Here is a 25,924-nt window from a genome sequence, read left to right on the forward strand (position 1 = left end):
CGGGTGATTACGTTCTTGATCCCTCTCAGGGAGTAGCGTCGGCTCATGCGACTAGGCGTCCTCGACATCGGTTCCAACACGGTGCATCTCTTGGTGGTGGATGCCCACCAGGGCGCGCAGCCGCTGCCGGCCTACTCCCACAAGGCCGAGATGCGGCTGGCCGAGCATCTGCACGACGGCGACACGCTGTCCGCCAACGGCGAGCGCGAGCTGCGCGGGTTCATCGAGGAGTCCCTGCGCATCGCCGAGGACAAGGGCGTCGAGGAGATCATCGCCTTCGCCACCTCGGCCGTGCGCGAGGCCTCCAATGGCGAGGAGGTCCTCGGGCGCCTGCGGGACGGCACCGGTGTGGACCTGCGGGTGCTGTCCGGGCGGGAGGAGGCCACGCTGACGTTCCTGGCGGTGCGGCGCTGGTTCGGCTGGTCCTCCGGCAGGCTGCTGGTGCTCGACATCGGCGGCGGCTCCCTGGAGATCGCCTCCGGCGTCGAGGAGGCGCCCGACGTCGCGGTCTCGCTGCCCCTCGGCGCGGGCCGCATGACCCGCCGCTGGTTCACCGGCGACCCGCCGCCCGCCGACCAGGTGCGCGACATGCGCCGGCAGGTCCGCGCCCAGATCGGCAGGATCGTCGGCGACGTCGTCAAGTACGGCAGGGCCGACCACGCGGTGGCCACCTCCAAGACCTTCAAGCAGCTCGCCCGCATCGCCGGCGCCGCCCCCTCCTCCGAGGGCGCCTACGTCCGGCGCACGCTGTCCCACAAGAGCCTTTCCGCCTGGACCGAGAAGCTGGCCGGCATGACCAACGCCCAGCGCGCCGGGCTCCCCGGCGTCTCGGCCGGGCGCGCCCCCCAGCTGCTCGCCGGCGCGGTCGTCGCCGACGCCACCATGGACCTGTTCGAGCTCACCCAGCTCGAGATCTGCCCGTGGGCGCTGCGCGAGGGAGTGATCCTGCGCCGCCTGGACACCATGTCCGGCACATGAGCCGCCCGGCGTCGCTTGGGTAACGCCACGCACCCCGCCCGCGTGTCGCCCCCCGGGAATCAGTAGTTTCACCTGGGTGGGGAGAAGTGTGAGCGTGCCCGCCCGGGGCACGTCCCCACGATCACAAAACAACAGGGAGGAACGGGCGATGATGGAGATCATCGGTACGGCCTGGACGGTACTGGTCGTCCTGATGCTCGCGGGACTCGCCCTCATACTGATCGCCGTGGTGGCGCTGATCCTTCTGGCCCTGATGGCCTCGACCACCAGCCCCGAGCCCGATCTCGGCGCGGCGGCCCGGCGCGGGGAGCCTTCCGAGGCGCCCTCACCCGCACCGGCCGCGCCCGCGCCGCGTCCCCGTCAAGTACGGGGACGCGGGGACGGGCACGCGCTGATGGCGCGGGGCCGGGCCGTCATCATGAGAAGGGAAGGCCACCCCGGAGTCCCGTGAGGTCACGCGCCCGCACCGGGCTCAGCGGAGCGGCGCGGCCCCGACGCGGTGATCGGCCAGGTGGGCCAGCACGGCCTGGTTGGCCTCCCACCCGTCGGGGAACTTCACCGGGACGTTCAGCCGGACCGGCTCGGCGGAAGGATGCGCGTCGAGCAGTTCGGGGATCCCGGCGCGGGCGACGACCACACAGGCGTGCCGGTGACGCGAGGTGAGCACGCACAGCCGTCCCGACTCCAGATGGAAGGCGGTCGCGTCCCTGCGCCCCGACAGGGGATGCAGCACGATCGTCACGTCGTACTCGCGGCCCTGCAACCGGTTGGCCGTGTCCACGGTCACCCCCGGCGGGGGACCGGCCGCCAGGATCGCCGCCACCTGGTCGCGGTGCGCCGCCCCGATCGCGATCCGCTCGGCCGTCACCGGCCGCTCGCCCCGCTCCGAGGACGCCACCGGCGCCCGCTGCACCAGCCGCGTGGCCAGCACGGCGACCGCCTGGACGGCCTCGGCGTCGGTCCGCAGCGTGTGACGGCTCGGCAGCTCGTACAGGGCCCACCCGCTCGCGGCGGCCTCCTCGAGCGCGCGGTCGTAGGCCGTGCGCATGCCGCCCGCGGTGAACGTCAGGCGCCGCTCGTCCGGGCCGGTGCCGGCGCGGAAGCCCGTGAACGGGTAGAACGCCCGCGAGACGACCGGCGCGGCCGAGGCGGGCAGCCGCCAGGAGACCGGCAGCCGGTGCACCGGCAGCCCGGGATTGTGGCGCAGCAGCACCGCCACCGCACTCTGCAGCGGATCCCACGACAGGCCCGCCCACCGGTCGCCGTCCACCACCGAGAACGGGTCGAGCTGGCCGGGATCGCCCACGAACAGGGCCCGCTCGAACATCCCCGCCACCCGCAGCAGCTTGTCCGAGCGCATCTGGTACGCCTCGTCCACGATCGCCCACGGCCAGACGCGGTCGCCCGCCCAGGCCCACTTGTCGGCGGTGGCCACCACCACGTCCGGATCGCCGAGGTCGGGCAGCTTGGTGCCCACGGCGGCCTTGCCCATCACCCGGGCCGGCACGACGTAGTCGGACGCCGACAGCCGCCCGAGCGCCAGGCGCGGATGCTCCTCGGCCAGCCGGACGATCAGGTCGTCCACCTGCTCGTTGGTCTGCGCGATGATCATCAGGGGCTCGCCGGTCGCGGCGATGTGCCCCGCCGCGCGCACCACCAGCGTGGACTTGCCCGCGCCCGGCGGCGAGTCGACCACCACGCCCCGGTGCCGCGGCAGGTCGTCCAGCACGGCGTCCACGACCGCCGCCGCCTCGGCACCCGGGGTGAGCGGCCCGGCGGCCGCGAGCCGCCGGGTCACGACCACTCCTCCCGGTCGTCCTCGGCGCTCGGCACGTACTCCGGCGGCGGGCCGCCGTGCGTCCAGGGGGTGTCCTCGGGCGCGGGCAGGCTCGCGGGCGGCTGGAACTCCTCGCTCAGCGCGGCGTAGCACACCGTCTCGCCCACCTCCGGCACCGCGCCCGGGGTCGCGGTCTTCCCGCGCCCCATGCCTTTGACGATCTTCAACGTCACCAGTCCGTCCTCGGCCGCGACCACCTCGGCCTGCTGGCCGCGCCGGTCCGGCGTGCCGAGCTTCGCGCCCGCCGCCAGCCGCACCGGGTCCTGCGTCCGCACCGTGATCAGCGGCCGCAGCTTGCGCCCCCTGCCCTCGCCCTCGGCGTGCGACGGGTCGGCCTCGGTCACCGTGCCCGTGAACGCCTCGCCGGTCAGGCGGTAGGACGCCATCACCAGCGGATCGTCGTAGGCCCGCTGGGCGTCGTAGGAGGCCTGGGCGCGCTCCATGCGGGCCAGCCGGGACGCCGCCGCCACCGCGCCGTCGTGCTTGGGCTGCGGCGGGCCGCCCTCGGCGAGCTGCTCGGTGAACGCCGTGAACGCCCCCCGGTCGCCCTCCCAGCGCGTCGCCGCGCCCCGGCTCTCCGGCAGCGCGCGCAGCAGCTCCACCGCCCGCCACATCAGCCGCCACGTCGGTTCGAGCTGCGTGCGCACCGCCTCGGTCACCCGCCCGGCCGTCCGCGGGCCCGGCGCCTCCTCGTAGGCGCGGATCGCGGGCGCCAGCACCTCGGCGTCGAACCCCGGATCGGTCACCGGCCCGGCGGGCGGGCACACCAGAGGGTCCTCCGCCTCACGCGCGGCGCGCGCCCCGCTCATGCCGGGCGGCGGGTCGATCCACGCCGCCAGCGACGCCAGGTTGGCGTCCTCCAGGGCGCTCTGCCCCGTCGCCCAGTGCAGCGACAGCGCCTCGGTGGCCGCCAGCAGCAGCGCCGAGCCCGGGTGGCGGGCCCGCTGGGCGAAGAACGTCAGCCACCGCCCGAGGATCGGCACCGAAGGGTGGACGGCGTGCGGCCCCTCCGCGCGGCGGAACCGCGTCGAACGGCCGAGAAGCTGCGTGAACGCCACCGCGCCGCGGTTCGGGACCAGGATCTGCGGGGCGTCGGCGCACCGCTCGTACGGCTCGGCGCCCCGGCGCTCCACCGTCTCGGTCTCCTTCTGCAGGCTCTCCACGTACGGCAGCACGATCTCGGCCAGCTCGGCGGCGAAGGCGAACCGCAGGTCGCGGTCGCGGGGCTGCGGCACCACGAGCAGCCGCGGGTGGTCCGGGTCGGTGCCCGCCATCGCCGCCAGCGGCGCGGCGGCCTCGCCCGCGAGCCGCAGCGGGACGAAGACCATCGGGCGCTCCGACAGGTGGCAGTGGCGCACGGTGGCCAGCCGCTGCGCGGTGCCGGTGCGCACGGCGCGCAGCCGGGCCAGCGCGGCGAGCGTGCTCATCCCGCCTCCGCGTAGATCTCGGCCGACATGCGCGCGGCCAGGCGCAGCAGGCGGGCGATCTCCTCCTGGCCCTCGCCGGGCGGCAGCGAGCCGTCGGCCAGGCCCAGCGCCTCGCCCACCGTCGCCACCCCGCCGAGCGCGTCGCGGACCTGCCGTCCGAGCAGCTCGGTCGAGCCGGCGCCGGCGGCCTCGTCCCTGCAGAAGAAACACAGGTCGCACGTCGACAGGCACTCGGGGGCGTACCGGGCGTCCACCGCGCCCACCGCCGCGCGCAACTCGGCGACCGGGCGGGTCGGCACGCCGTCGGCGTCGGGCGCGAGGTCGAAGGTGAGGTCGTCCGGCAGGGTGTCGACGATCGCGCCGACCTTGGCCATGCGCGACAGCTGCCGGGTGAGCACGGCCAGCTCCCTGCGCACGTCCAGCAGCGTCGCGACCGGGCGGTTGGCGAAGTTCTCCGGGCACACCAGCACGACGTCGTGCGACACCCGGGACGGGTCGTGGCCGAGCTCCTCCAGCATCGTGCGCAGCGCCAGCACGTACACCGCGGCCTGGCGCGCCGCCGCGGCCACCTTGTCCGGCTCGGCCTGGCCGTCCACGACGGCGAACGACTTGATCTCCACGATGTGGAACCGGCCGGCCAGCCGGAACGCCACCACGTCCGGCTCCAGGTAGGAGTGCCGTCCGGCGATCTCCAGCCGCAGCAGCGGGTGGTCGTACAGCGTGCCCGCGCCGTCGTCGTCGCGGGCCGCCCTGTCGATCAGCGCCCGGGTGTGGGCGTGCCGCAGGTGCGCCGACGGGTTGCCGCCGACGTCGCCCAGATCGGTGTAGGACGCCAGGGGGATCGGCAGGCCGAGCAGCTCGCGCAGCATCCGCAGCAGCTCGGCGCACCCGGAGTCCTTGACCAGCGACTCGAACACGTTGCCCCGCGTGATCGCGAACGGTGACTGGCCGAACGGCGCGGGAAACCCGAGATGGGTGGCGGTGGCGTCCTTGTCCACCCCCGCCGCGTCCAACACCGCCCGCCTCTCACACCCGGGATTCGCGGCCAACGCGGCGATCCCCCGCGCATCATGCGCCCGCGCCGCCCCACCCCCGCGCAACCGATCGATCCGATCCACCTCACACCTTCCTCTGCCTTGCGGATCCGCGCCGTGCCGGTTCGTTCCGTGCGGGTTCCTGCCGTGCGAGTCCACACGGTGTCCATTTGTGCCGTGCAAGTCTGTGCCGTACGAAGCCCTGCCGCGCTGGACTGCGCACTGCGGATCCGTGCGGTGCCCGTCCGTGCGGTGCCGGTTGGCGTCGTGCGGGTCTGTGCCGCGCGAGTCCCCGTCGTGTGGGGTCGTCATGAGGCTTCCTCGCGGATGGGCCTCAGGGTTGCGCCGCCGAAGAGGCGCTCGGCGTCTCCGAGGCGGGCGCGGGCGCGGGCGGCGATCTCGGCGCGGGCCGCGGCGTCGGCCTCGGCGTGGAACTCCAGCTCGGCGCGGGCCGCCTTGACGACCAGCGCCGGGTCCGGGAAGGCGCCAGGGCCTGTCGGGGGGACGCCGGGGACGTTGTGCGCGAGCCGCGCCAGCAGCCGTCCCGCCGCCGGGAGCGGCGGCTCGCCCGCCTCCTCCTCCAGGCGTGCGACGTGCTCGGCGACCCGGATGGCGGTGGTCAGGAAGTCGACGCGCGGGCTCAGCGGGCCGATCGTCCGTCGCTCCAGCGGCCAGGTGCTCACCGTGAGCAGGCCGCGCGAGGGCGACAACCGGTCGGTGAGCGCCGCGCACAGGTAGTAGGGCCGGGAGAACGGGGAGGACCGGAAGGAGCGCTCCTCGTCCCTGCGGAGGCTGGCGAACTGCGTGCCCCGCAGCGAGCCCGCCCGCAGCGCCCCGTGCACGGCCACGATCATCTTCGCCGAGGCCGGGACCCCCAGCAGCGCCAGGGCCTGGTGGACCTGCTCGCGCACCGGCACCAGCGGCGCGTCCACCCCACCGAGACCGGATCCCGGCGCACTGAGACCATGCCCGTGCCCGCCGGAATCAAGTCCAGGCCGGCCGGAACCCGGTCGGGGCTTGCCGTGATCGAGTCCGGCCCCGCCGGAACCCGGCGCGGAGCCGGCGGAAACGGCTCCGGGCCCGCCGCCGAGGTCGTCTCCGGGGACGCCGGAATGGCCGCCGAGGTCGTCGGCCGCGTCGTCGGCCGCGAGCGCCTGGTCCCAGGCGCGCTCGGCCCCGCGCAGTTCGGCGCGCAGGGACCTGGCCAGCGCGGCGTCACGCGCGCGCACGGCCCGCCGGACCTCCGCGCGCAGGACGGTGATCCGCTCCTCCAGCGCGTCCAGCCTTTCACTCACGCACGGAGAGTATCAACAGTTCCCACAAGTTCCAGACAATTCCAGGATTCACCCTCTCCCGTGTCGTCCCACGCCATGTCGATCCCCAGATACGCGCCCCCGGCGCCGGTCGCAGGTCGCGACCGCGTTTCACCCCGACCGTGTTGCGTCCGGGTCGTGTCGCGTCCGGACCATGTTCCGCGCCTGACCGCGTTTCACCGAGACCGCGGTTCGCGACGCCCGGGTTCGCGACGGCCAAGTACGCGACGTGCGACGGCCAAGTTCGCGACGACAACCAGGTTCGCGACGGCCGGGTGGTCCGAGTGCGGCGCTGGGAATCCTGTCGGCTCGGGTAAGGGTGAGCGTGTTTTGGTGCGCCTCTGTTTTCGGCGTGCCTGTGGTTCGACGTGAGCGAGGTGTCGTTCCGGGGCGGTGGTTTCCGGGTGTTGTTCGCGGTCGGGGTTTTCGGTGTCAGGTCTCGTTTGTGAGGGGCATGGTCGCCGGCCCGTGTTCGGGCGTCAGGTCAAAGGGCGGAAGTAGGTTCCGGGGCGGTCGCGGCCGGTTACTCCGCCGACGCAGCGGTAGATGCGCACGCCCTTTTCGAATGCCTCGGGGCTCGGCGGAAGCACCGAGACCATCCATTTGGCCGGGGGGATCTCCTTGGCCGTGCCGTACCGGGACTTGATCAGCACCTGCATCGAGCACAGTTTCTTGACCACGGGATGCGCTTCGAGGTCCTGCATGTCGTAGGTGATCGTGTCCACCGGCAGCGGGGCCACGGCGAAGGTCTCCCACGAGTGGGTCTCCTCGCAGCCGCGCCGCTTGACCGTGACCGAACCCGCGATCGAGACGATCCCGCCCCAGCACTCCGCCTCCTGGCCGCACGCCGCCCCGGCCCCGGCCACCGCCGCCGCGGGGCAGTCGGCCGTGACCGTCCGCACGGTCCCCGCGGACGGGCTCGCCGTGCCACCGGTGCCGCCGTTCCCGCCCGTGGCGGCCGAGGTCGCGGACGGCCCGCCGGCCTGAGTCGTCGGGGTGACGGTCCCGGGCGTCCCGCTCTCGTGGATCACGAGGGCGGTGCCGATCACGAGCAGCAGGGCGAACACCCCGGCGACCGCGACGTACACGCCCGTGTTCGCGTTCTGCCGCGGCGCGGGCGGCGGCAGCGTGGCCGCCGAACGCATCCCGGGCCCGGTCGGCGCGTCACGAAGCCCCGGCCCGTGCCCCGGCCGCGCCGGACGGTCCTGCCGACCTGGCCGTCGTGGACCGTCATACGCGTCCTGCGACGCCCGCGAGGGCCGTGATCGCGCTGGGGGTTCGGAGCGCGCCCCCGACCGGGGGTCGGAGTGCGGCGCGGGATGAGGCGCCGCGTACGGCCCTGACCGGCCGGACTGCCCCGCTCCTCCATAGGGCCCTGACCGTCCCGCCGCGTACGGGCCCGACCGGGCGGCCGCATGGTGCCCCGAGGGGGCCGCCGCCTGCGACGCCGGGTGGGGTGCCGGGCCGGCGGGCGTGTGGGGTCCCGCGGCCGCTCCCGGATACGCCGACGGCCTGGAGGAGGGCGAGAGGCCCGGTGGGGTGGGCGGGCCGGAGCGGGACGCGGTGCCCGGGTGGTCCGGCAGGGCCTCGGCGGGGACGGCCGCCAGCGCGTCGCGCAGCGCGGCGGCCGAGGGGACGCGCTCGCGGATGTCGGAGGCCATGCCCGCGCGCAGCACGGCGGTCAGCTCGGGCGGGACCCCGGGGATCTCCGGGATCGGCCTGCGGTGCATCGCCATGATCATCGCCACGTTGACCACGCCGCTCTCGGGAAAGCGCGGGGGACGCCCGTTCAGCAGGGCGTACAGCGTCGCCGACAGCGAGTAGACGTCCCCGGCCGGGCTCGGCTCGGCCAGTTCGAACGCCTCCGGCGGCCCGAACGCCGGGGTCAGCGACTCGCGGGTCACCGACATGTCGCCGTCGGCGTGCCCGGTGGCCGCGAGCCCGAAGTCGGACAGCGCCACCATGCCGTACCCGTTGACCAGGATGTTGGCCGGCTTCACGTCCCGGTGGAGCACCCCGGCGGCGTGGGCGGCGGCGAGCGCGTCGGCGATCCGCACCCCGATGTCGCGCACCTCGGCGGGGCTCAGCGGCCCGCGCTCGCGCAGCCGGTCGGCCAGCGACCCGCCGGGGCACAGCTCCAGCACCATGTACGGCCGTCCGTCGCCGAGCACGCCCGCGTCGTACACGTCGGCCACGTGCGGATGGCCCGACAACGCCCCCGCCGAGCTGACCTCGCGCATGAAGCGCCGCCGGTCCCGCTCGGAGGCGAGGACGCGGTTGTCGATCTTCAGCGCGACCTCGCGGCGCACGGCGAGCTGCCGGGCCCGGTACACCACGCCGAACCCGCCCTGCCCGAGAATGCCCAGCACCTCGTATCCCGGCACCTCCGGCGCCCCAGGCTCGCTCACCCGCCACCTCTCTCCCGGCCCGCGAGCGGCACCCTACCGGAACGATCTCCCCCTATCAGCGCATAGACCCTTATTTCCCGCACGCCTGGGCGGCCGAGGCGGGTGGACGCGGGGCCGGCGAGGAGGGCGTCACTCCCGGAAAAGGCGGCACGCCCGGCGATCTCCTTGTGGGAGGCCGGGCGTGCCGGGGGCGGGAGGAGAGGGTCAGTGGGAGCCGGTGAGTTCGACGGGCTGGACGCGCGGGTCGCCCTCGTCGGCGAAGTAGTCGGCGGGACGGGTGGCGTCCTCGCCTTCGGGGGACCCGGCGGCCCGGGCGATGAGCGTGCCCGCCACGGCCACCACCAGGTTGACGATCAGGGCCAGGAACCCCGCGTAGACGGTGACCTTGGTGTCCAGGCCCAGCTTCCCCAGCGGGAAGGCCGAGCCGCCGAAGTGCGCGTGGTCGGTGGCCGGGTTGGCGATGTTGTAGAGCAGCACCATGCCCGCCGTCAGGCCCGCCGCCCATCCCGCGATCAGCCCGGCGCGGTGGAACCAGCGCGTGTACAGGCCGAGCGCGACGGCGGGCAGGGTCTGCAGGATGATCACGCCGCCGATGAGCTGGAGGTCGATGGAGAACTGCGGGTCGATCAGCAGGATCACCAGCACCGCGCCGATCTTCACCACCAGGGAGGCGATCTTGCTGACCGACGCCTCCTGCGCGTCGGTGGCGTCCCGCCGGAAGTACTCCTTGTAGATGTTGCGGGTGAAGAGGTTGGCCGCCGCGATCGACATGATCGCCGCGGGCACCAGGGCGCCGATGCCGATGGCCGCGTAGGCGACGCCGGTGAACCAGCTCGGGAACATCGCGTCGAAGAGCTGCGGCACCACCGTGTTGGGGTCGGCCTTGCCGCCGGAGGAGACCGGCTTCACCCCGGCCGCGATCGCCATGTAGCCGAGCAGCGCGATCAGGCCGAGGAGCAGGCTGTAGGCGGGCAGGGCCGACATGTTCCGCTTGATCACGCCCCGGTTCCGGGCGGCCAGCACGCCGGTCACGCTGTGCGGGTACAGGAACAGCGCCATCGCCGAGCCCAGCGCCAGCGTGACGTACTGGAGCTGGTTGTTGGCGTTGAGCAGGTACCCGTCGCCGGGCGCGGGGGTGGCCTCGAACTTGGCCCGCGCGGCGTCGAAGATCGACCCCCACCCGCCGAGCCGGGCCGGGATGTAGATGATCGCCACGAGGATCACCACGTAGATCAGCGTGTCCTTGACGAAGGCGATCAGCGCGGGCGCGCGCAGTCCCGACTGGTAGGTGTAGGCCGCGAGGATGGCGAACGCGATGATCAGCGGCAGCTCGCCGCCGACGCCCATCGACTTCAGCACCGCCTCGATCCCCACGAGCTGCAGCGCGATGTACGGCATCGTCGCCACCAGCCCGGTGATCGCGACCGCCAGGGCCAGCGTCGGCGAGCCGAACCGGACGCGGACGAAGTCGGCGGGCGTGACTAGCCCGTGCGCGTGCGACACCGACCAGAGGCGGATCACGACCAGGAAGATCAGCGGGTAGGTGACGATCGTGTAGGGCAGGGCGAAGAAGCCCGTCGCCCCGGCGCCGAACATCAGGGCGGGGACCGCCACGAAGGTGTAGGCCGTGTAGAGGTCGCCGCCGACGAGGAACCAGGTGATCCACGTGCCGAACCTGCGCCCGCCGAGGCCCCATTCGTCCAGGCTCGCCAGGTCGGTGGGGCGCCGCCAGCGGGCCGCGACGAAGCCCATGCCGCTGACCAGCAGGAACAGGACGGTGAAGACGATGATCTCGGTGAGGTTCTCGGTCATCGGCCGCCCTTCCTCCCGCCCATCCGGTAGACGAGCGTGGTGGTCGCGACGCCCAGCACGATGAACGCGAGCTGCAGCCAGTAGAACAGCGGGAAGCCCAGGAGGCGGGGCTCGTCCGCGTTGTAGAGCGGCGTGATCAGGGGGATCACGATGGGCGCGAGCAGCAGCCAGTTCCACGGGCTGCGGTCGCCCTTGGCCGGGGGCCGGCCGCCGGGTGGCGTGGTCAACTCACTCTCCTCCGCGAGAGAGAGGCGGCACCGGTCCTGGCGGGGCCGGTGATCCGGTCGAGCCGAAGCGTAGTTTCGCGTGCGCGCCCGGGCCCGCCGCGATCGGTGAGCGGGCCCGTCGGCGCGGCGAACGGGCGCTCACCCGCGTCGCCTGGACATCGTCGCAGGTCATAGGCGTGACCGGGTGAGAATCGAGGCGGGGAGGGCGCGTTCGGCGACGAGCCGGGCCCGGTCGGCGACCATGGGCCGTCCGGGTATTGACAAGCGGCCCTGACGCTGGGACAGCGCCCTTGACCGGCTTCGGGGCACCGTCCGCCGGGGAGGCGCGCGGACCGATGGGGCTCACCGTACGTGCCCGCCGGAGGCCGCCCGCGGCCGGGGTGCCGTACGGCGTTCAGGCGTCGAGGCACACGGCCCGTCAGGCGTGGGACGCCACGGCCGTCAGGCGCGGGCGTGGGGGAGGTGCAGGGCGGAGGGGCGGGCGGGGTCGTGGAAGACCTCCTGGTCGGCGGGGACCGCCGTGCGGCCCGTGCCCAGGGGCTCGCCGGTGCCGAGGTTGCGCGCCAGCCGGGGGTAGGCGCCGCTCGCCACCTGGACGCGCACCCGGTGCCCCCGGCGGAAGCGGTGCGCGATCGGCCACAGGTCGACCTCGACCCGGCGCACCCCCTCCTCGTCGACGGGCGGCAGGCCCGGGAGCAGCCGCCGCACGCCCTCGCACACGTTGAGCGAGGTCCCGTCCGGCTGGACGTCGCAGACGCGCACGACCAGGTCGGTGTAGGGGGTGCTGGAGCGCAGGTAGATCTCGGCGGTGACCGGGCCGATCAGGTCCAGGTCCTCGCGCAGCGTCTCGCCGGTGTAGACGAGCACGTCGGAGCGGGCCTCCAGGCGCCGGTTGTCGCGGGGCGCGGAGTTGCCGAGCAGGGTGGGGCCGCCGATGACGGGGGTGGGCCTGGCCGGGTGGTAGCGGTAGCGGTCCGGAGGGGAGTCGGCGGGCCCGGTCTCTCCCAGGCGGAAGCCCGGCTGCAGGTGCCAGCGCCGCCGCGTCATCCCCGGCACCGGCCAGTCCTCGTAGTCGCGCCACATGCCGGCCCCGGTGACGTACAGCCGCACGGGGCTGGCGCGCAGGCCCGAGACGTCGCCGAGCAGGTGGGCGCGGAACCAGTGCAGCGCGTCCAGGTTGGCCAGGCGGCCGTGGCGCACGTCGGCGTGGTGCCAGGGCCCGATCGTCAAGTGGGGCCGCCGCCCGGCCGCCCGCATGGCCGCGTAGTCCTTGAGCTGCCAGGGCAGGAACACGTCGTACCAGCCGCCGGTCATGGTGACGGCGGCGTCGACCTCGCCGACGGTGGCCGAGAAGTCGCGCTTCTTCCAGAACGGCACGGCGGGGTCGGCGTGGTGGGTGAGCACCTCCTGGAAGAAGGGCAGCGTGCGCCCGGCGGCCAGCAGGTCGAACTCGCCGACGGGCCGGCCCGACATCACCGCACGCTGGGTGCGGCGCGGGGCGAACAGGACGGCGGCCCCGGCCAGCGGGCCGGACATCAGCGCGGTCAGCGTGCTCCAGCTCAGCGTGGCCTCGAGGGCGAACGAGCCGCCCACATAGGCGGCGTCGCGGAACTGGGAGGCGGTCACCTGGGTGGCCATGGCCTTGAGGTCGGGGCCGGCGTGGGGGGCGATGGCCCACTGGGCGTACCCGAGGTAGCTCGGCCCGTGCATGGCGAAGCTGCCGCCGTACCAGGGCTGGGCGCGCATCCACTCGACGGTGGCCAGCCCGTCGTCCTGCTCGTCCAGCGGCGTGAGCTCGCCGCCGGAGCCGAACCCGCCCCGGCAGCTCTGCAGGATCACCTGGAAGCCGTGGCGGGCGAAGGCCCGGCCGTAGGCGTACCCGAACAGGCCGCGCCGGCCGTACGGGGAGCGGATGAGGATGGCCGGGGGAGCGCTCACGCCGATCGGGATGTAGCGGTCGGCCAGCAGCACGACGCCGTCCGGCATGGGAACCGGCAGGTCCTTGTGCACGACCACCCTGTGCGGGAACCGAGTCATGAGCGCTCCTCGTTGTGGCGGATTCATACCCCCGGTCGATGTGAGGTGTGCGTTACTCGCTGGTAACATGCTAGTGCTATTGTGCGAGAGACGCTGTGACGCAGGTCACTCCCGCGCGCGAGCCAGCCCCGGCGTGCCGCACGGAACGAGTGGCGCGCGGCCCGCCGGTGCCGCTAGCATTCGGACCATGCGAAACAGCTCTTCCGTTCAGTGGTGGCGCCCCGCATAGGCGGCGCGTGTTTCGCATACCCACGGACAGGCCGCCCCGGGAGGCGGCCTTCTTCATGCCCGCCCGGGGCCAATCGAAGATCGAGAAGGGCGGGGCAAGGGTGGAAACGAGCGCATATACCACCGCCGGGGGCATCGAGGTCGAGGTGACGACCGCCGACGTTCCGGAGTCGGTGCTCGAGGACGTCGTCTCCTCGCTCGGCGAGCGACGCGGCGGCGTGCTCTCCTCCGGCATGGAGTACCCCGGCCGCTACAGCCGGTGGCACCTCGCCTACGCCGACCCCGTGCTGGAGATCGTCGCCCGCGGGCGCGCCATCTCCGCCCGCGCGCTCAACGCCCGCGGCCGGGTCGTCATGCCCGCGGTGACCTCCTGCCTGCTGGCCGCCGGCAAGCCCACCGCCGAGCCGGGCCCCGACCACGTCGAGGTCCACATCGCCGAGAGCTCCGACATCCTCCCCGAAGAGATGCGCAGCCGCAGGCCCACGGTGTTCACCGCCATCCGCGAGGTCATCGCCGCCTTCGCCGGGCAGGACGAGCACCTCGGCCTGTACGGCGCCTTCGGCTACGACCTGGCCTTCCAGTTCGAGCCCATCCGCCGGTCGCTGGAACGCGCCCCCGACCAGCGCGACCTGGTCCTCCACCTGCCCGACCGCGTCATCGTCATCGACCGCAAGCGCGAGACCAGCCGCGAGTACCGCTACGAGTTCACCGTCGACGGCGTCTCCACCCGCGGCCTCGCCCGCGACGGCGACTCCGTGCCGCTGCCCGTCCCGCCCGCCGAACTGCCCGCCGACCCCGTCCCCGGCGAGTACGCCGTCGTCGTCGAGGCCGCCAAGCAGAAGTTCCGCCGCGGCGACCTGTTCGAGGTCGTGCCCGGCCAGGTCTTCCACGCCCCCTGCGCCGACCCCGCGGGCTTCTACCGCCACTTGCGCCTGAGCAACCCCGCCCCCTACGAGTTCCTGTTCAACCTGGGCGAGGGCGAGCACCTGGTCGGCGCCTCGCCCGAGATGTACGTCCGCGTCCAGGGCGACCGCGTCGAGACCTGCCCCATCTCCGGCACCATCGCGCGCGGCGCCGACCCCGTCGAGGACGCCGAGGCCATCCGCACGCTGCTCAGCTCGGTCAAGGAGGAGTCCGAGCTCACCATGTGCACCGACGTCGACCGCAACGACAAGTCGCGGATCTGCGTCCCCGGCTCGGTGCAGGTGATCGGCCGCCGCCAGATCGAGCTGTACTCCCGCCTCATCCACACCGTCGACCACATCGAGGGCCGGCTGCGCCCCGGCTTCGACGCCCTGGACGCCTTCCTCACCCACATGTGGGCCGTCACCGTCACCGGCGCCCCCAAGACCTGGGCGATGCAGTTCATCGAGGACCACGAGGCCACCGCCCGCCGCTGGTACGGCGGCGCCGTCGGCTACCTCGGCTTCGACGGGTCCATGAACACCGGCCTCACCCTGCGCACCGCCCAGGTCCGCGACGGCGTGGCCGTCGTCAGGGCCGGCGCCACCCTGCTGTTCGACTCCGACCCCGCCGCCGAGGAGCGCGAGACCGAGCTGAAGGCCAGCGCCCTGCTCGGCGCGCTCGCCGCCGTGGGCGACACCCTGCGCGAGCCCGCCCCGGTCCCCGTCCAGGAACGTCCGGGCGAGGGCGTCAAGGTGCTGCTCGTCGACCACGAGGACTCCTTCGTCAACACCCTGGCCGACTACTTCCGCCGCCACGGCGCCGACGTCGTCACCCTGCGCCACGGCTTCCCGCTCACCGTGCTCGACGAGATCGGCCCCGGCCTGGTCGTGCTCTCGCCCGGGCCCGGCTGGCCGACCGACTTCGGCACCTCGGCCCTGCTGGACGCCCTCTACGCTCGCGAGCTGCCCGTCTTCGGCGTCTGCCTCGGGTTGCAGGCCATGGTCGAGCACGCCGGCGGCGAGCTGTCCCTGCTCGGCCACCCCGAGCACGGCAAGCGCGGCCGCGTCGCCCGCACGGGCGACAGCGCCCTGCTGGAGGGGCTGCCGGAGGAGTTCACCGCCGCCCGCTACCACTCCCTGCACGCCAAGCGCCCCGGCGTCAAGGGGTTCACCGTCACCGCCGAGACCCCCGACGGCGCCGTCATGGCCCTGGAGGACACCGCCGCCCGGCGCTTCGCCGTCCAGTTCCACCCCGAGTCGATCCTCACCGTCGAGGGCGGCGCCGGCGCGAGGATCATCGCCAACGTGCTCCGGCTGTCCCGGAGTTGAGTAAAGCCGGGGACGAAGGCGCGCCCGGCGGCCCCGCCCGGCCGTAGAGTCCTCGCGCGGCGGGCGGGCGCCCGTGACGCCGAGCACGGGGGAGGGGCCGATGGAACCGGCGGGCATGGCGGGCGCGGTGCCGTCCACCCTTCCCGGCCCGGTCAGGCGGGCCCTGCTGGCCCCTCTGGTGGACCACCACTGTCACGGCGTGCGCGGCGGCGCGCTGTCCCGCGCGGCGTACGAGAGGCTCATCGCCGGGGCCGGCACGCCGCCGGCCCCGGGCACCACCCACTTCGACACCCCCGCCGGCACCGCGGTCCGCCGCTGGTGCGCCCCCGTGCTCGGCCTGGAGCCGCACGCCCCGCCCGCCGTCTACCTCGCCCGCCGCGCCGAGCTCGGCGCCGAGGAGGTCAACAGGCGGCTCCTGCGGGCGGCCGGGGTCGTGGCCTTCCTGGTGGACCCCGCCGAGGCCCCGGACGAGACCCTGAGCGCCGCCGAGATGGGACGGCTCGGCGGGGCCGCCGCCGACGAGATCCTCAGCCTGGAGACCGTCGAGGAGGAGGTCGCCCGCGAGGACCCGGCCGCCGCCGGATACGCCCGCGCCCTCGAGGAGCGCCTCGCCGCCCTCGCCGGCGGCGCCGTCGCGCTGAAGTCCGCCGTCCCCGGCCGCCGCGGCCTCGCCTTCGACCCGGCCCGCCCCGCCCGCGCCGCGGTCGTCGCCGCCGCGGGCCGGCGGCTCGCCGCCCCCAAGGAGCCCCTCGACGACCCCGTCCTGCTGCGCCACCTGCTCTGGACCGCGGCGGCCGTCGCCCGCGAGCACGGCCTCCCGCTGCAGATCCACACCGGCTACGGCGCCCCCGGGGACCAGGGGCGCGACCGCGGGTACGGCGGGCGCGACCCGGCGCTCGCGGCGGGCCTGGCCGAGGCGCTGCACCCGGCCGGGGTGCCGCTGATCCTGCTGAACTGCCACCCCTACCACCGCGGCGCCGCCCACCTGGCGGCGGTCTTCCCCCACGTCTACCTCGACCTCGCCCCGCCCGGCCCCGCCGCGTCCCCGGCCTCAGCGGTCGGCGAGCTGCTGGACCTGGTGCCGTACCACAAGATGCTGTTCGGCTCGCACGGCCGCGGCCTCGCCGAGAGCTGCCACCTCGGCGCCCTGCACTTCCGCCGCGCCCTCGCGCGGGCGCTCGCCGCCCGGCTGGAGCGGGGGGAGTGGGACGCCGCCGGCGCCGCCCGCGTCGCGCACATGATCGGGTCGGACAACGCCCGCCGCGTCTACCGCCTCTGAACGCGCCCGGCCGGGCTCAAGTACGATGGCCGCGGCCATCGACGGGCGGACGAGGGGAGCCGTTGGCGTGGAATTCGTGAGCGACGTGACCGTGGAGCTGGTCCGGCACAGCGCCGCAGACTCCGACGTGGTGTGGGCCGCCCGGGTCTCCACCGCGGGGGAGCAGTCCCTGGAGGCCCTCCACCAGGATCCCGAGCGCTCCAAGGGCCTGATCAACTTCCTGATGCGGGACCGCCACGGCAGCCCCTTCGAGCACAACTCGATGACCTTCTTCATCAGCGCCCCGATCCTCGTCTTCCGCGAGTTCCACCGCCACCGCGTCGGCTGGTCCTACAACGAGGAAAGTGGTAGATATCGGGAGCTTCAGCCGGTTTTCTACGTGCCGGGGCGGGAGCGGAAGCTCGTGCAGCAGGGCAAGCCCGGGCGGTACGACTTCGTGGCGGGGGACGACGAGCAGTACAAGCTCGTGACCGAGGCCATGGAGGACTCCTACCGCCACTCCTATGAGGCCTACCAGGAGATGCTGAAGGCCGGCGTCGCCCGCGAGGTGGCCCGCGCGGTGCTGCCGGTCGGGCTGTTCTCCTCCATGTACGCCACCTGCAACGCCCGGTCGCTGATGCACTTCCTGTCGCTGCGCACCAAGGACGAGCGGGCCACGGTGCCCTCGTTCCCGCAGCGCGAGATCGAGATGGTCGCCGAGAAGATGGAGGCGCTCTGGGCGGGGCTGATGCCCCTCACCCACGCGGCCTTCAACGCCTCGGGCCGCGTCGCCCCCTGATCACAGCGCCGGCAGCACGTACACCTCGGCCCCGGGGGGCAAAGCGCAGGCCAGCCCCCCGAGGCGCCGGGCGTTCTCACCGCAGACGAACATGCTGATGTGGCGGCGGATGCCGCCGTGCTCGTCGCACAGGCGTTTCTCCAGCATGGGGTGGGTGCGGCGCAGGGTGTGCAGGGCGGCGCCGAGGGTCGGGTGACCCTGGTCGGAGTCCGCCACGGCGAACACCCGCACCTCGGTCGCCCCGCTGCCCCAGTGGCCGAGCACGCTGGGCAGCACGAACGTCACGAGCGTGACCGGCTTGGCCATGGGAGTCAGCGGGCGGCCGGCGTGGCGAGGGGGACCGGGGAGGCGGGGGGAGAGGTCCGCCTGGGGTCGGCGGCGGGCGTGCCCTGCATGATGGCCCTTCCTTTCGCGGTGCCGGGGCCGCGTGGCGTCGCCGCCGTCCCCCGTCACGGCGCGGCGCGGCCCGGCCGACATGTCGGCCGCTGCGCGCGGATCGGCATCATCGTGTCACGTCGCCGGGGCTCCCGCCGGGCTCCCGGCGATTTGGTAGGCAGATCGCCCGGATCGTCCTCCGATAAGTGGTTGCCCGCCGCCAGGGGCCGCGCCGGGGCCAGGCGGCGCTCATGGATCGCGGACCGGATCCCGGTGGATGCGCGAGGGCGGCACGCCGTCGTCCTCGAGCTGCCGCACGGTCTCGCAGACCATGGCGGGCGGGCCGCACACGTACACCTCGTGCTCGGTCCAGGAGTGGAAGCGGCGCACGGCGTCGGGGAGCGTGCCGCGCATGCCGTCGTAGCCGGGCTCGGCCGACACCACGGGCACGACCCGCAGCCAGGGGTACTCGGCCTCCATGCGGATGAGGTCGCCGAGGTCGTACAGCTCGGCGGCGGTGCGGGCGCCGAAGAGCAGGTGGATGTTGGGGCGCCGGCCGGAGGCGATGACGTGCTCGACGACGGCCTTGAGCGGGGCGAGGCCGGTGCCGCCCGCCACGCAGAGCAGGCTGCGGGAGTTGCCGGCGCCCGGCGGCGCCATCGTGCCGACGGGCGGCCCGAGCAGGACGGCGTCGCCGACGCGGGTGCGTGAGACCAGGGTGGTGCTGACCCAGCCGCCGGGGACGGCGCGCACGTGCAGGCGGAGGGTGTTGTCGTGGCGGGGGGCGTTGGCGATGGAGTAGGTGCGCCAGACCCTCGGCCAGCGGCTGGTCTGCACGTTGACGTACTGGCCCGGGGTGAAGGGGAACGGCGCGCCGGGGCGCAGCGTGAGGACGGCCACGCCCGGGGCGCGGGTCTCGTGGTCGACGACCTCGGCCGTCCACCAGGCGGGGGAGGTCCCGGCGTCGGCCTCGGCGGCCTCGATCATCATGTTGGCCGCGGCGGTGTAGGCGGCGGCCCAGGCGGCCTCGACCTCGGGGGTGAAGCCGTCTCCGGCGAAGCGCCGGATCGTGGCCAGCAGGGCGTTGCCCACCGCGGTGTAGTGCTCGGCCAGCACGCCGTACTTGCGATGGTCCCTGCCGAGTTGCCCGAGATAGCAACGCAGGCCGTCGGGGCTGTCCAGGCTCCAGACGACGCGGGTGAGCGCCCCGAACAGGCGGTCCCGCTGGATGTCCATGGCGGGCGGGAAGAGCCCCCGCAGATGGGGACTCTCGGCGAACAGCCGTCCGTAGAAGTACGCGGCGGCCTTGCCCATGACGGGCTCGATCTCAGAGAAGCTTTCCTTGACGAGACGCGGATTCAACGACATTTATCGACGCCACCCTAATAGACCGGAAACGCGCTCCGGTCTTGTCGTGCCACCTCCTGACGGGTCCGGGTCGGTGAGCGTCCGGCGGCCCCGGCTCGGCCGATCGCTCGAAATGGAGTCTTCCATTCCGTCATGAGCGTCACAACCGTTTCACCACAAGGTGACGGGAAAGCGAACCGTTCGTAATTGGGCATTGATTCTCCGTAATGGCGGATCGGGACGGCGGAAAACACCCGGGAAAACGAGAGGCCCCTTCGGCTTCGCCGTCGCCATTCACGCGCTCGCGCGTCGCGGTCGTGAGAAATCGTGAATCCGTTTCCGATCCGCCTCTCCGCCCGCCGCGGCGCCGTGCCGGGCGCCGCGGAGGGGCGGCGGGGGGGCGGGCCTTGTGTGACGGGTGGGACCAGTGAGGCCGGTGAGACGGGACTGATACCCGGGATACGCGACATACCGGAAAAGTTCTGCGCCATGATGGGGTCTGCCACCGCTACTGGGCTGGGTGCCGCCGCAGGGTGCGGCACGACCGTGCGCGAGCCCCTGGAGAACGCATGCCCCGACCGCTCATCGGTATCACCACATACTTCGACGCCGCCCGCTGGGGCACCTGGGTCCGCGAGGCCGCGATCTCGCCCCCCGCGTACGCGAAGGCGGTGGACAAGGCGGGAGGCGCGCCCGTGCTGATCCCCCCGCTGAGCCTGGGGGCCGTCGACGGCTACGTGCGCGGCCTGCAAGGGCTGATCCTCGCCGGCGGCGTGGAGGTGGATCCCGCGCTCTACGGCGAGCAGTGGGACGAGCGGGTGGACGAGCCGCAGCCGCGCCGCGACCGGTTCGAGACGGCCCTGGCCAAGGCCGCCATCGAGGCCGACGTCCCGGTCCTCGGCGTGGCGCGCGGCATGCACGTGCTGAACGTCGCCCTCGGCGGCTCGCTGATCCGGTGGCTGCCCGAGGCCGTCCACCACGACCGGCACGGCCAGACGGCGCCGCACGCCATCCAGGTCAGCGTGTCCAGCAAGGTCGGCAAGGCGATCGGCGACCACATCGAGGTCTCCACCCCCCACCACCAGGCCGTGCGGCGGCTCGGCGCCGGGCTGATGGCCGTCGCCTGGGCCGACGACCAGATCGTCGAGGGCGTGGAGCTGCAGGGCCACCGGTTCTGCGTCGGCGTCCAGTGGCACCCCGAGCGCGGCGACGACAACCGCCTGGTGAACGCGCTGGTGGAGGCCGCCCTCGCCTGACCGCGGCGGGGCGGCGTCCCCCGGCCCGATCAGAAGCCGCGCGGCAGCCCCAGAACCTGGGTGGCGAGGTAGTTGAGCAGCAGCTCCTCGGTGACCGGCGCCACCTTGCCGATCCTGGCGTCCGCGAGCAGCCGCGCCACCGGGTACTCCAGCGAGAAGGCCATGCCGCCGTGGGTCTGGAAGGCGTGGTCGGCCGCCTCCCAGGCCGCCTGGGAGGCGGCGAGCTTGGCGATGTTGGCCTCGGTCGCGCAGGGCCGCCCCCGGTCGAACAGCCAGGCCGCCTTGTGGAGCATCAGCCGCGCCAGCTCGATCTGGGCCTTCACCCGCGCCAGAGGGAAGGCGATCGCCTGGTTGGCGCCGATCGGGCGGCCGAAGACCTCCCGCTCCTTGGCGTAGGAGACCGCGACCCGCAGCGCCACCTCCGCCCCGCCGAGCGCGCTCGCCCCGAGCAGGATCCGCTCGGGGTTGAGGATGTCCCACAGCACGGCCGCCCCCTGGTCCACCTCGCCGAGCACGTCCCGCTCCGGCACCCGCAGGTCGTCGAGGAAGACCATGTTCGACGGGGTGGTGTTGGCGCCCATCTTCGGGATCGGCCGGTAGGTCAGCCGTCCCCGCGCCACCGCGTCGGGCACGTTCACCAGGAACACCGTCAGCCCGTGGGTGCGCGGCCTGGCCTCGGCCGCCGGGACGGTCCTCGCCACCAGCAGCATCCAGGCGGCCCGCTGGACCCCGGTGATCCAGACCTTCTGCCCGTTGATCACGAACTCGCCGCCGTCGCGCCGCGCGAACGTCGAGATCGCCAGCGAGTTGGACCCGGCGTCGGGCTCGGTGAGCGCGAAGCACGTCTCGACCTCGCCGCTCGCCATGCCCGGCAGCAGCGCGGCGCGCTGCGCGGCCGAGCCGTGGCGCGCGACGGTCAGCGCGCCGAACCCGGGGGTCAGCACGTAGGTGAACGCCGACCCGCCCGCCGCCCCCGAGGCCGCCAGCGTCTCGGTGGCCACGGCCAGCTCCAGCAGGCCCTGCCCGCCGCCCCCGTACTCCTCCGGCACCGCCAGGCCCAGCCAGCCGCCTTCCGCCAGGTCCGCCCAGACCTCCTCCGGCCAGCGTTTCTCGGCCTCGCACCGCTGCCAGTAATCCATGTCGTAGCGCGCGCACACGGCCGCGACGCCCTGCCTTACCGCCTCGGCGCCGTCCGGAAGCGTGAAGTCCACGGCGATCTCTCCGTTCCCCTGCGACCCGTCGGGGGCGACATGCTAGAACGGCGCCCGGCCCGCGGGCGAGGGTCAGGCGCGCGGCCGCCTGGCGTGGTAGACGAACGCGGGCGGCAGGTTCGCCCACACCGTGCGCCCCGCCACGACCTCCTCGAACGTCTCCAGCAGCCGGCGGCGGAACCGCAGGGCCGGCGGCAGCGCGCGGGCGTGCACGTAGGCGAAGGTCGTGAACGCCCCGCCCTTCACCAGCACATCGCTGATCGCCCCGAGCAGCCGGTCCTGCAGCGCGCCGGGGAAGGCCGCCCACGGCAGCCCGCTGACCACCGCGTCGGCGTGGTCGAGGCCGTGCTCGGCCAGCAGCCGGGGCAGGTCGGCGGCGTCGGCGACCACGACCGTCGCGCCCGGGTGGCGCCGGGCCAGCCGCGTGGCCAGCAGCGGGTTGATCTCGACGGCCAGGTGGTGACCGCGGCCCGCCAGGCGGCGCTGGATCTCGCCGGTGAACACGCCCGTGCCGGGCCCGAGCTCGACGATCACCGGGTCGCCGCGCTCCGGCACGGGCGCCGACACCACGCGCGCCAGGCGCAGGGAACTCGGCGCCACCGCGCCCGTCGTGGCGGGCGAGCGCACGAACTGCCGGAAGAACAGGGCGGTGTCATTGGCGTCCTCGACGTCATCGGCCATGCCTCCGACCCTAGAGAACCCCGGGGGGTGCTCGCTTCCCCCGTTCGGCCGATCTTGTCGGGTGTCCCGCCTCGCCCCTGGGGAGGAGGAGCCGCCCCGCCACTGCGCGCCCGGCCCCGGGTAGGGTCGGCAGCAGGTTCGGCGGGAGGGGAGCGACCGGTGAGATCGGCCGAGGACCGCGTCTGGACGGTTCCGAACGCGCTGAGCATGCTGCGGCTGCTCGGCGTGCCGGTGTTCCTGTGGCTCGTGCTCGGGCCTAAGGCCGACGGGTGGGCCCTGGCGCTGCTCATGGCGGCGGGCCTGTCGGACTGGCTCGACGGCAAGCTGGCCCGCGCCTTCAACCAGACCAGCAGGCTCGGCAGGCTGCTGGACCCGCTGGCCGACCGGCTCTACATCCTGGCCACGCTGATCGGCCTGACCGTGCGCGAGGTCATCCCCTGGTGGCTCACCGCGCTCCTGGTCGGCAGGGACCTGGTGCTGCTGCTCGGCGTGCCCGTCCTGCGCCGGCACAACCTGGGGTCGGCCCTGCCGGTCCACTTCCTCGGCAAGGCGGCGACGGCCGGCCTGCTGTACGCCTTCCCGCTGCTGTTCCTGGCCTCCCACGCCGGCTGGTACGCCGACGCCGCCCGGATCATGGGATGGGCCTTCGCCATCTGGGGAACAGGTCTGTATTGGTGGGCGGGGGCGCTGTACGTGGTTCAGGGACGCCGGCTCATCGAGGCGGCGGGCCGGGCATGATCGCACCGGGCGGCCCGCCTGCGCGGCATCTCACCGCGATCATCCGCGTGCGCGCGGCCGCGTGCCCACCGTGACGCTACCTCCGGAGGGTGATTCGTGAAGGCCGTGGTGATGGCGGGCGGAGAGGGGACTCGGCTGCGGCCGATGACCGCCAACCAGCCCAAACCCCTGCTCCCCGTGGTGAACCGGCCGATCATGGAGCACGTGCTGCGCCTGCTCAAGCGGCACGGGTTCACCGAGACCGTCGTGACCGTGCAGTTCCTGGCCGCGCTCGTCCGCAACTTCTTCGGCGACGGCGACGAGCTCGGCATGAGTTTGCACTACGCCACCGAGGAGATCCCGCTCGGCACCGCGGGCAGCGTCAAGAACGCCGCCGACAAGCTGCGCGACGAGCGCTTCCTGGTGATCTCCGGGGACGCGCTGACCGACATCGACCTCACCGACATGATCCGGTTCCACGAGCGCAACGGCGCCCTGGTGACCATCGGGCTCAAGCGGGTCCCGAACCCGCTGGAGTTCGGCATCATCATCGTGGACGAGCAGGGCCGGGTGCAGCGCTTCCTGGAGAAGCCCACCTGGGGCCAGGTCTTCTCCGACACCGTCAACACCGGCGTCTACATCATGGAGCCCGAGGTCCTGGACGAGGTCGCCCCCGGCACGCCGGTCGACTGGTCGGGCGACGTCTTCCCCAAGCTCCTGGCCCGCGGGGCGCCGCTGTACGGCTACGTCGCGGGCGGCTACTGGGAGGACGTCGGCACCCACGAGAGCTACCTCAAGGCCCAGGCCGACGCCCTGTCCGGGCGGGTGCGGCTGGACGCCGACGGCTTCGAGATGTCGCCGGGCGTGTGGGTGGCCGAGGGCGCCTCGGTGGACCCCGACGCCATCCTCAAGGGCCCGCTGTACATCGGCGGGTACGCCAAGGTGGAGGCCGGCGCCGAGCTGCGCGAGTACACCGTCCTCGGCGACAACGTGGTGGTCAAGGAGGGGGCGTTCCTGCACCGCGCCGTCGTCCACGACAACGTCTACATCGGCCCGAGCGCCCACCTGCGCGGCTGCGTCGTCGGCAAGAACACCGACATCATGACCGGCGCCCGCATCGAGGAGAACGCCGTCGTCGGCGACGAGTGCGTGATCGAGGCCGAGGCGTACGTCTCCTCCGGGGTGAAGATCTACCCGTTCAAGACCATCGAGGCGGGCGCGGTCGTCAACACCAGCGTGATCTGGGAGTCGCGCGGCCAGCGCAGCCTGTTCGGCCCGCGCGGGGTCTCCGGCCTGGTCAACGTCGAGATCACCCCGGAGCTGTGCGTGCGCCTCGCCAGCGCCTACGCCACCACCCTGAAGAAGGGCGCCTCGGTCATCACCTCGCGCGACGCCTCCCGCGCCGCCCGCGCGTTCAAGCGCGCCGTGATCAGCGCGCTCAACGCCGGCGCGATCAACGTGCTGGACCTGGAGGCCGCGCCCCTGCCCGTCGCGCGCTTCCACACCTCCAACGAGAGCGCCTCGGGCGGCATCGCCCTGCGCACCACCCCGGGCGACCCGCAGAGCGTCGACATCGTCTTCATGGACGAGAACGGCGCCGACCTGTCGCAGAACGCCCAGCGCAAGCTGGAGCGGGTCTTCTCCCGCCAGGAGTTCCGGCGCGCCTTCCCCGGCGAGATCGCCGAGCTGAGCTTCCCCGCCAGGGCCGTGGAGGACTACACCCGCGAACTGCTGCGCTGGGTGGACATGTCGGGCGTCAGGGACGCCGAGATGAAGGTCGTGGTCGACTGCGCCGGCGGCACCTCGGCCCTGGTGCTGCCCAGCCTGCTCGGCCGGGTCGGGGTGGACGTCCTGACCGTCAACAACCGCCTGGACGAGTTCTCGCCGACCGAAACCCTGGCCGAGCGGCGCAGGGACCTGCAGCGGCTGGCCGAGCTCGTCGGGTCCTCGCGGGCCGCCTTCGGGGTCCGCTTCGACCCGGTCGGCGAGCGCATCTCCCTGGTGGACGAGATGGGCCAGCTCATCAGCGAGGAGCGCGCCCAGCTCGTCGTGCTGGACCTGGTGGCGGCCGAGCGGCGCGGCGGCCGGGTGGCGCTGCCGGTGACCACCACGCGCGTCGCCGAGCAGGTGTGCCGCTTCCACGGCGCCCAGGTGCAGTGGACCTCCACGGCCCTGGACGCCCTCACCTCCGCCGCCGCCGACCCCGAGCTGATCTTCGCCGCGGACGGGCGCGGCGGGTTCATCGTCCCGGAGTTCGCCCCCACCGTGGACGGCCTGGCCGCGTTCCTGCGCCTGCTCGGCCTCGTGGCGCGCACGCGGCTCTCCCTCAGCCAGATCGACGCGCGCATCCCCCAGGCCAAGATGCTCAAGCGCACCGTCCCGACCCCGTGGGCGGCCAAGGGGGCCGTCATGCGCTCGGTCGTCGAGGCCGCCGACGGCCACCGCCTGGACACCACCGACGGCGTGCGGGTGATCGAGGAGGACGGCGGCTGGGCGCTCATCCTGCCCGACCCCTCCGAGGCCGTCACCCACCTGTGGGCCGAGGGGGACGACCTGGACGTCGCCCAGGCCCTCCTGGAGCGCTGGGCCCGCGTGGTCGAGCACGCGGTCGGCACCTGACCCCCGCGGCCGGGGTGCGATCCACCGCGAAACCATCGATTCCGGTCACATTCGAACGGCGCGCCGCATGGACCACAGGGCTGCGCGGGCGGTAGCTTTGGACCGGCGTGGCGAGCCGGGCAGGAG

Annotated in this window: 20 protein-coding genes; 8 read left to right on the forward strand and 12 right to left on the reverse strand. The window is 73.7% G+C overall.

The genetic code is table 11. From position 1 onward, the window contains the following. Positions 1-45 precede the first annotated feature (45 nt). Positions 46-978 carry a Ppx/GppA family phosphatase gene (locus tag BJ981_RS35080; protein WP_184617819.1) on the forward strand — a complete coding sequence of 311 codons (933 nt, stop codon included), beginning with the start codon at positions 46-48 and terminating at the stop codon, positions 976-978. 148 nt (positions 979-1,126) lie between these two features. Beyond that, on the forward strand, positions 1,127-1,429 hold the full coding sequence (locus BJ981_RS35085; RefSeq protein WP_184617820.1) for a hypothetical protein: 303 nt from the start codon (positions 1,127-1,129) through the stop codon (positions 1,427-1,429). Positions 1,430-1,450: 21 nt separating this feature from the next. On the opposite strand, the gene BJ981_RS35090 is transcribed toward BJ981_RS35085, so the two are convergent. From BJ981_RS35090 to BJ981_RS35125, 8 genes are all read right to left on the reverse strand, one after another. Next, positions 1,451-2,776 (reverse strand): DEAD/DEAH box helicase family protein, encoded by a 1,326-nt coding sequence (locus BJ981_RS35090; protein ID WP_184617821.1) that lies wholly within the window; start codon positions 2,774-2,776, stop codon positions 1,451-1,453. Beyond that, positions 2,773-4,242, reverse strand: coding sequence for a hypothetical protein (locus BJ981_RS35095; protein ID WP_184617822.1), 1,470 nt, complete (start codon positions 4,240-4,242; stop codon positions 2,773-2,775). Before BJ981_RS35095 ends, BJ981_RS35090 begins: the two co-directional genes overlap by 4 nt. Beyond that, entirely contained in the window at positions 4,239-5,258 is a 1,020-nt protein-coding gene (locus BJ981_RS35100; protein WP_239139048.1) for a hypothetical protein, read from the reverse strand. Before BJ981_RS35100 ends, BJ981_RS35095 begins: the two co-directional genes overlap by 4 nt. 326 nt (positions 5,259-5,584) lie before the next feature. Continuing rightward, positions 5,585-6,571 carry a hypothetical protein gene (locus BJ981_RS35105; RefSeq protein WP_184617824.1) on the reverse strand — a complete coding sequence of 329 codons (987 nt, stop codon included), beginning with the start codon at positions 6,569-6,571 and terminating at the stop codon, positions 5,585-5,587. A gap of 497 nt (positions 6,572-7,068) precedes the next feature. Next, a complete protein-coding gene (locus BJ981_RS37615) occupies positions 7,069-8,997 on the reverse strand; it encodes a serine/threonine-protein kinase (RefSeq protein WP_204070069.1) in 1,929 nt (642 codons plus the stop codon). Between the two features lie 204 nt (positions 8,998-9,201). Continuing rightward, positions 9,202-10,809, reverse strand: coding sequence for a monocarboxylate uptake permease MctP (gene mctP / locus BJ981_RS35115; RefSeq protein ID WP_184617825.1), 1,608 nt, complete (start codon positions 10,807-10,809; stop codon positions 9,202-9,204). After that, a complete protein-coding gene (locus BJ981_RS35120) occupies positions 10,806-11,036 on the reverse strand; it encodes a DUF3311 domain-containing protein (RefSeq protein WP_184617826.1) in 231 nt (76 codons plus the stop codon). Before BJ981_RS35120 ends, mctP begins: the two co-directional genes overlap by 4 nt. Before the next feature lie 441 nt (positions 11,037-11,477). Then, positions 11,478-13,073 (reverse strand): CocE/NonD family hydrolase, encoded by a 1,596-nt coding sequence (locus tag BJ981_RS35125; RefSeq protein ID WP_239139049.1) that lies wholly within the window; start codon positions 13,071-13,073, stop codon positions 11,478-11,480. Between the two features lie 329 nt (positions 13,074-13,402). On the opposite strand from BJ981_RS35125, the gene BJ981_RS35130 reads away from it, so the two are divergent. From BJ981_RS35130 to thyX, 3 genes are all read left to right on the forward strand, one after another. After that, entirely contained in the window at positions 13,403-15,535 is a 2,133-nt protein-coding gene (locus tag BJ981_RS35130; RefSeq protein WP_184617828.1) for an anthranilate synthase component I, read from the forward strand. A gap of 100 nt (positions 15,536-15,635) precedes the next feature. Continuing rightward, on the forward strand, positions 15,636-16,814 hold the full coding sequence (locus BJ981_RS35135; protein ID WP_239139050.1) for an amidohydrolase family protein: 1,179 nt from the start codon (positions 15,636-15,638) through the stop codon (positions 16,812-16,814). A 67-nt stretch (positions 16,815-16,881) separates the two neighbouring features. Further along, positions 16,882-17,592 (forward strand): FAD-dependent thymidylate synthase, encoded by a 711-nt coding sequence (gene thyX / locus BJ981_RS35140; RefSeq protein WP_204070070.1) that lies wholly within the window; start codon positions 16,882-16,884, stop codon positions 17,590-17,592. Here thyX and BJ981_RS35145 read toward each other — a convergent pair whose 3' ends face one another. Both BJ981_RS35145 and BJ981_RS35150 read right to left on the reverse strand, forming a co-directional pair. Beyond that, the gene (locus BJ981_RS35145) at positions 17,593-17,898 is read right to left on the reverse strand and encodes a ubiquitin family protein (RefSeq protein WP_184617830.1); all 306 of its coding nucleotides are present in this window, start codon (positions 17,896-17,898) and stop codon (positions 17,593-17,595) included. A gap of 318 nt (positions 17,899-18,216) precedes the next feature. Next, positions 18,217-19,335 (reverse strand): globin domain-containing protein, encoded by a 1,119-nt coding sequence (locus tag BJ981_RS35150; protein ID WP_184617831.1) that lies wholly within the window; start codon positions 19,333-19,335, stop codon positions 18,217-18,219. Positions 19,336-19,883: 548 nt separating this feature from the next. Here BJ981_RS35150 and BJ981_RS35155 point away from each other — a divergent pair. Then, on the forward strand, positions 19,884-20,570 hold the full coding sequence (locus tag BJ981_RS35155; protein WP_184617832.1) for a gamma-glutamyl-gamma-aminobutyrate hydrolase family protein: 687 nt from the start codon (positions 19,884-19,886) through the stop codon (positions 20,568-20,570). 29 nt (positions 20,571-20,599) lie between these two features. Here the strand turns inward: BJ981_RS35155 and BJ981_RS35160 are convergent, their stop codons facing one another. Next, positions 20,600-21,781 carry an acyl-CoA dehydrogenase family protein gene (locus BJ981_RS35160; protein WP_184617833.1) on the reverse strand — a complete coding sequence of 394 codons (1,182 nt, stop codon included), beginning with the start codon at positions 21,779-21,781 and terminating at the stop codon, positions 20,600-20,602. A 72-nt stretch (positions 21,782-21,853) separates the two neighbouring features. Next, on the reverse strand, positions 21,854-22,462 hold the full coding sequence (locus tag BJ981_RS35165) for a class I SAM-dependent methyltransferase (RefSeq protein ID WP_184617834.1): 609 nt from the start codon (positions 22,460-22,462) through the stop codon (positions 21,854-21,856). 159 nt (positions 22,463-22,621) lie between these two features. Here BJ981_RS35165 and clsA point away from each other — a divergent pair, with 159 nt between their 5' ends. After that, positions 22,622-23,200 carry a cardiolipin synthase ClsA gene (clsA, locus tag BJ981_RS35170; RefSeq protein ID WP_239139051.1) on the forward strand — a complete coding sequence of 193 codons (579 nt, stop codon included), beginning with the start codon at positions 22,622-22,624 and terminating at the stop codon, positions 23,198-23,200. Between the two features lie 96 nt (positions 23,201-23,296). Then, positions 23,297-25,798 (forward strand): mannose-1-phosphate guanyltransferase, encoded by a 2,502-nt coding sequence (locus BJ981_RS35175; RefSeq protein WP_184617835.1) that lies wholly within the window; start codon positions 23,297-23,299, stop codon positions 25,796-25,798. The last annotated feature ends 126 nt before the right edge of the window (positions 25,799-25,924 follow it).

The organism is Sphaerisporangium krabiense, from assembly GCF_014200435.1.
GTDB classification, from domain to species: domain Bacteria; phylum Actinomycetota; class Actinomycetes; order Streptosporangiales; family Streptosporangiaceae; genus Sphaerisporangium; species Sphaerisporangium krabiense.